Source organism: Streptomyces sp. rh34, assembly GCF_002551245.1.
GTDB lineage: Bacteria > Actinomycetota > Actinomycetes > Streptomycetales > Streptomycetaceae > Streptomyces.
On sequence record NZ_NTGZ01000394.1, the window covers coordinates 1 to 4,536 of the forward strand.

At 73.5% G+C, this 4,536-nt stretch carries 3 protein-coding genes and 3 pseudogenes; 3 read left to right on the top strand and 3 right to left on the bottom strand.

The features are described from left to right. Both CR470_RS40955 and CR470_RS35930 read left to right on the top strand, forming a co-directional pair. A pseudogene (locus CR470_RS40955) lies at window positions 1-162 on the top strand (DUF309 domain-containing protein); the annotation flags it as partial. Between the two features lie 88 nt (window positions 163-250). Next, the gene (locus tag CR470_RS35930) at window positions 251-715 is read left to right on the top strand and encodes a hypothetical protein (RefSeq protein WP_179892493.1); all 465 of its coding nucleotides are present in this window, start codon (window positions 251-253) and stop codon (window positions 713-715) included. 18 nt (window positions 716-733) lie between these two features. On the opposite strand, the gene CR470_RS35935 is transcribed toward CR470_RS35930, so the two are convergent. Further along, window positions 734-1,531, bottom strand: a complete 798-nt coding sequence (locus CR470_RS35935) for a sulfite exporter TauE/SafE family protein (RefSeq protein WP_097871777.1) — start codon at window positions 1,529-1,531, stop codon at window positions 734-736. Window positions 1,532-1,676: 145 nt separating this feature from the next. Here CR470_RS35935 and CR470_RS35940 point away from each other — a divergent pair, with 145 nt between their 5' ends. Then, entirely contained in the window at window positions 1,677-3,647 is a 1,971-nt protein-coding gene (locus CR470_RS35940; RefSeq protein ID WP_097871779.1) for a DUF2264 domain-containing protein, read from the top strand. Between the two features lie 2 nt (window positions 3,648-3,649). Here the strand turns inward: CR470_RS35940 and CR470_RS35945 are convergent. Together CR470_RS35945 and CR470_RS35950 are read right to left on the bottom strand one after the other, a co-directional pair. Next, window positions 3,650-4,278 (bottom strand): annotated as a pseudogene (locus CR470_RS35945) (LutC/YkgG family protein). Then, a pseudogene (locus tag CR470_RS35950) lies at window positions 4,275-4,536 on the bottom strand ((4Fe-4S)-binding protein); the annotation flags it as partial. The pseudogenes CR470_RS35945 and CR470_RS35950, both read right to left, overlap by 4 nt.

Here is a 4,536-nt window from a genome sequence, read left to right on the forward strand (position 1 = left end):
CTGCTGCGCCGGGGCGCGGGGGCGCTCGCCCCGTTCGCCGGCTCCGGGCCGCACGGGATCGCCGTCGCCGGGCTGTCCGACTGGGCGCGGGAGTTGGCGGGCCGGGTGGAGTCGGGCCCGACGGTCGACGCGGCGGCCGAGTCGCCCCGCCTGCGGAGGTAGCCCGAAGGCGGGGCCAGGAGTGTGGCCCGGAGCGGGAAGACCCGGGTCCGCGAACCCCGGGTCCGTACAGCTACTACGATCCGGCTCCATGAGCACTTCTGACCAGGACCAGCACCAGGACCAGCGCGAGGACAGGCTGAACGACGAACAGTCCGACCAGGACCAGGAACGGGGCGGCGACTCCCCGATAGCCGACGCCCCCGGGGAGACGGAAGCGGCGACAGCGACGACGACGGACGGAGTCGATGTTCCCGGCGGTGAGGACCGTGGGGATGGTCGGGACGACCGGGAAGGGAAGAGACTCACCCCGCGCCAGGCCCGGCGGCTGCGGATCGTGCTCTCCTCGGTGGGCATGGCGGCGATGGCCCTCGTGCTCGGGCTGCGCATCGCGAGCCGCTCGTCGGTCCTCGTCGTCGGCGTCTACGGGCTGGCGCTCATCCTGTGCGGCGTGGTGATCGAGCTGAGCAGGAACGGCCGTACCCGGCTGGCCAGCTGGCTGCTGGGGGCGGGGCTGCTGGCCGCCGTGGGAGCGGACTGGCTGCTGCTTCCCTGAGGCGGCGGCCCGGCGGCCTCAGATCAGCAGCAGTTGGAGTCCGCCGATCACCGTCGCACCGATGACGATCCGGTCGAAGACCTTCTGGTTGATCCGGTCGACGCATGCCCGGCCCAGGTAGGCACCGGGCAGGACGAACAACAGCAGACAGGCGTCGAGCAGCAGGGAGCGGGCGTCGATCAGGCCGAGACCTACGCTGAACGGCACCTTGGACACGTTCAGGATCAGGAAGAACCAGGCCGAGGTGCCGAGGAAGCCGAGCTTGCGGAAGCCGGCCGAGAGCAGATAGAGCGACATCACCGGCCCGCCGGCGTTGGCGACCATCGTGGTGAAGCCGCCGAGAACCCCGTAACCGCGCGCCGCGGCCCGACCGGTGCCGGTACCGGCCTCACCTGCTGCCCCGGCTTCGCTGTCCACCCCCGCGCCCGCCCCGGGCCCGGTCTCCTTCTCCGCGGTCCGGCGTCGCCACAGGGTGACGCCCGTCATGAACAGCAGGATCGCGCCGATGGAGGTGCGGACCGCCGCGTCGTCGGCCCACAGCAAGAACAGGGTGCCCGCGACGACGCCCACCGCGACGGCGGGGAACAGCCGGAGCAGCGTGGGCCAGTGGGCGTGGCGGCGGTAGACGCGTACGGCGAGAAGATCGCCGACGATGAGGATCGGGAGCAGCACTCCGGTCGATTCGCGGGCCGGGAGAACGGCCGCGAAGACCGCGAGGCTGATCGTGTTGGCACCACTGACAGCTGTCTTGGAGAAGCCGACGAGAGTGGATGCCGCCGCGAGCGCGGCAAGTTGCCAGAGGCTGATGGTGTCCATGTCGGGAAAGATGGTAAGCGCACCGGTTTTCCGGCCAACGGATCGAGGCTCTCCCCCTCCCTTGCCCCTGATGAGCGTTTGATCGATTCGGCCCGCTTGTGATCGATCTATTGCCCCCCTTCGATCAATCGCTCAGGATTCCCGCATGACCGTCCCCCTTGGTGCCCTCTTGGGGCTCCCTCCGGAAGACCGCACGTCGAGCCCGTACACCGGATACACCCGCGCCCACTGGGAGGCGGCCGCCGACGGGATGCTGGACGCCGCGTGGAAGTGGGCCACGCCGGGCGGCGCCCGGCTCGACCTGCCCGGTCCCCCATCGCACTCGGGTGTCCGCTCCGACGGCCTGGAGGGGTACGCGCGCACGTTCCTGGCAGCCGGTTTCCGGGTCGCGGGGGCAGGGGGCGAGGACCCGAACGGACTGCTGGAGCGGTACGCGGACGGGCTCGACGCCGGTACGCGGACACCGGGCCGGGACGACGCGGAGTCCTGGCCGCTGATCCTGGACCACGATGTGCAGGGGCAGCCCATGGTGGAGTCCGCCTCGGTGGCCCTCGGTCTGCGGCTCACCCGGCCCTGGCTCTGGGACCGGCTGACGCCCGACGTTCGGGACCGGGCGGAGCACTGGCTGCGGGGCGCGCTGCGGCACGTTCCCTCGGGCAACAACTGGTATCTCTTCCCGTACACCGTCGCCGGATTCCTGGAGTCGGTGGGCCGGGGCGACGCGGAGACGGCACGGGCCCGGGAGCGGGCCCTGGAGCTGCTGGAGCACTGGTACCGGGGTGACGGCTGGTACGCCGACGGGGACGGGCGCGCCTTCGACCACTACAACGGCTGGGCGCTGCACCTGTATCCGCTGCTCGACGCCCATCTGTCGGGCGACGCACGGGAGTCGGCGCGGCACGGGGCGCGGTTGCGCGAGCACCTGGGGAGCTTCTCGCTGATGTTCGGCGGCGACGGGGCCCCGCTGTATTTCGGGCGCTCGCTGACCTATCGCTTCGCCGCGAGCGCGGGTGTGGGTCTGGGCGCGGTGACCGGACACACGCCGCTCGCCCCGGGGGCGTCCCGGCGGGTGGTCAGTGGGGCGCTGCGGTACTTCCTGGAGCGCGGCGCGGTCGACGGGAGCGGGTTGCTGAGCCTCGGCTGGCACGGCCCGCACACTGCGACACTGCAGACCTACTCCGGCCCCGCGTCCCCTTATTGGGCGTCGAAGGCGTTCGTGTCCCTGTTGGCTCCCGCCGAGCATCCTTTCTGGTCGTCGCCGGAGGAGGCGGCCCCGAGCGAGGGGCCCGACCGGGTGCTGTCCGTGCCGGCGGCGGGCTTCCTGGTGCAGTCGACCCGGGCGGACGGCGTGGTGCGGCTGCACAACCACGGCAGCGACCACGTCCGCCCGGACGAGGGCGAGTCAGCGGCCGACGAGGACCCGCTCTACGCGCGGCTCGCGTACTCCACCGTGACCGGGCCGACCTCCGCGGCGAACACCGCGGACAACCATCTGTCGGTGACGGTCGGCGGGGTGCGCAGCGCGCGGCGGCGCATCCGTCCGCTCGGGTCCGGGCACGGCGACGGCTGGGGCTGGGCGGCCTCCTGGCACCTGCCGGTGTTCCCGGCGGGCCCGTCCACCGTCCCCGGGCTGCGGGTGGAGAGCGTGATCGTGGCGCGGGGCCGCCACGAACTACGGGTGCACCGGGTGCTGGGCGCGCCGGACGGGGCACGGGCCGAGCTGACGGGCTGGGCGACCGAACCCGACGGCACGGTGCGCTCACGGTTGCGGGGGCTGCACGGCTGGGGAGCTCCCGAGTGCGTACGGGCGCCGCAGGGAACGGCGTTCGCCCGCTGGGCGACCGTGCCCCGGCTCACCGCCGAGGTGACCGGCACGGCGGTCCTGGCCGCCCTGGCTTCCCTCACCGCCGCCCCGGAAGCCGCGCCCGGAGCCGCCCCGCTGGACGGGACCGCGGAGGGGACCATGGACCAGGTCGTGGACGGGGTCGTGGAGGGGGTGACGGTGTCCGGCTCCACGGTCGAGGTGCGCTGGGCACAGGACGGGGCGCGGACTCGGATCACGTTCGGCGGTGCGGCGGTGGCGGTGGATCACGGGCCGCCGGACACCGCCGCCTAGGACTACGCGTCCGTACGGATCACCACCACCAGTGTCCGGGGGCCATGCACGCCCTCCACTCGCTCCAGCTCGATGTCGGACGTGGCGGACGGGCCGCCGATCAGCGTCGTCGGCCGTTCGGGCACCAGGCGCGCGACCGCCTCGGGCACGCCCGCCTCGACGGTGGAGAGGCCCACCACGCAGAGGTGCAGATCAGGGACGAGGGACAGCGCCCGGCGTCCCTGGCCGGGCGAACCGTCCAGGAAGACCGTGCCGGTCTCGGCGCAGCCGGCTGCCGACGCCGTCACCACCGCGTCCAGGGTGTCGAGTCGTGAGGGCGGGACATCGGCGTCGTCCTGCCGCACCTCGCCGTCGTACCGGGCGAGCCAGCCCGCGTCCAGCCCGGCCGGCACGCCGATGCGGCGAACGCCGTGCTCCCGCAGGATGTCGCCGATGACCTCGGCGGTGCGGCCGCACAGGGGTGCACCCGCGCCTTGTAGTCGAGGAGCCGGTCGGTGAACAGGGTGAGGCGTTCGTCGTCGGGCAGCGCGCGCCCGGTGCGGTAGTCGCGCGGGACGACGACGGCGGGTGGCGGAGCCAACGCGAGGGCGTCGCGGATCCGGCCCAGCACGGTGTCGCGGGCACTGTTCATGTCGCGTCCTCCTCGTCGTGGTCGCCGCCAGGGCCCGCGGTGTCGTGTTCGGCGGCCGCGGCCCGCAGGGCGGCCGCGCCCTCGTCGGAGGCGAACCAGGAGCGGAACGTCTCCCGGGGCGGCGCCGCGGTGTCACGGCTGGCGCTCCAGCCGCGGAGCGGTGGGGGCAGCCGCGAGATCCACCCGTCGCGCCCCGCGATGACGCGGCCGAGCCCGGACGCCTTCTGCGCGGCGGTGTACAGGGCCGGGCGGGGCATC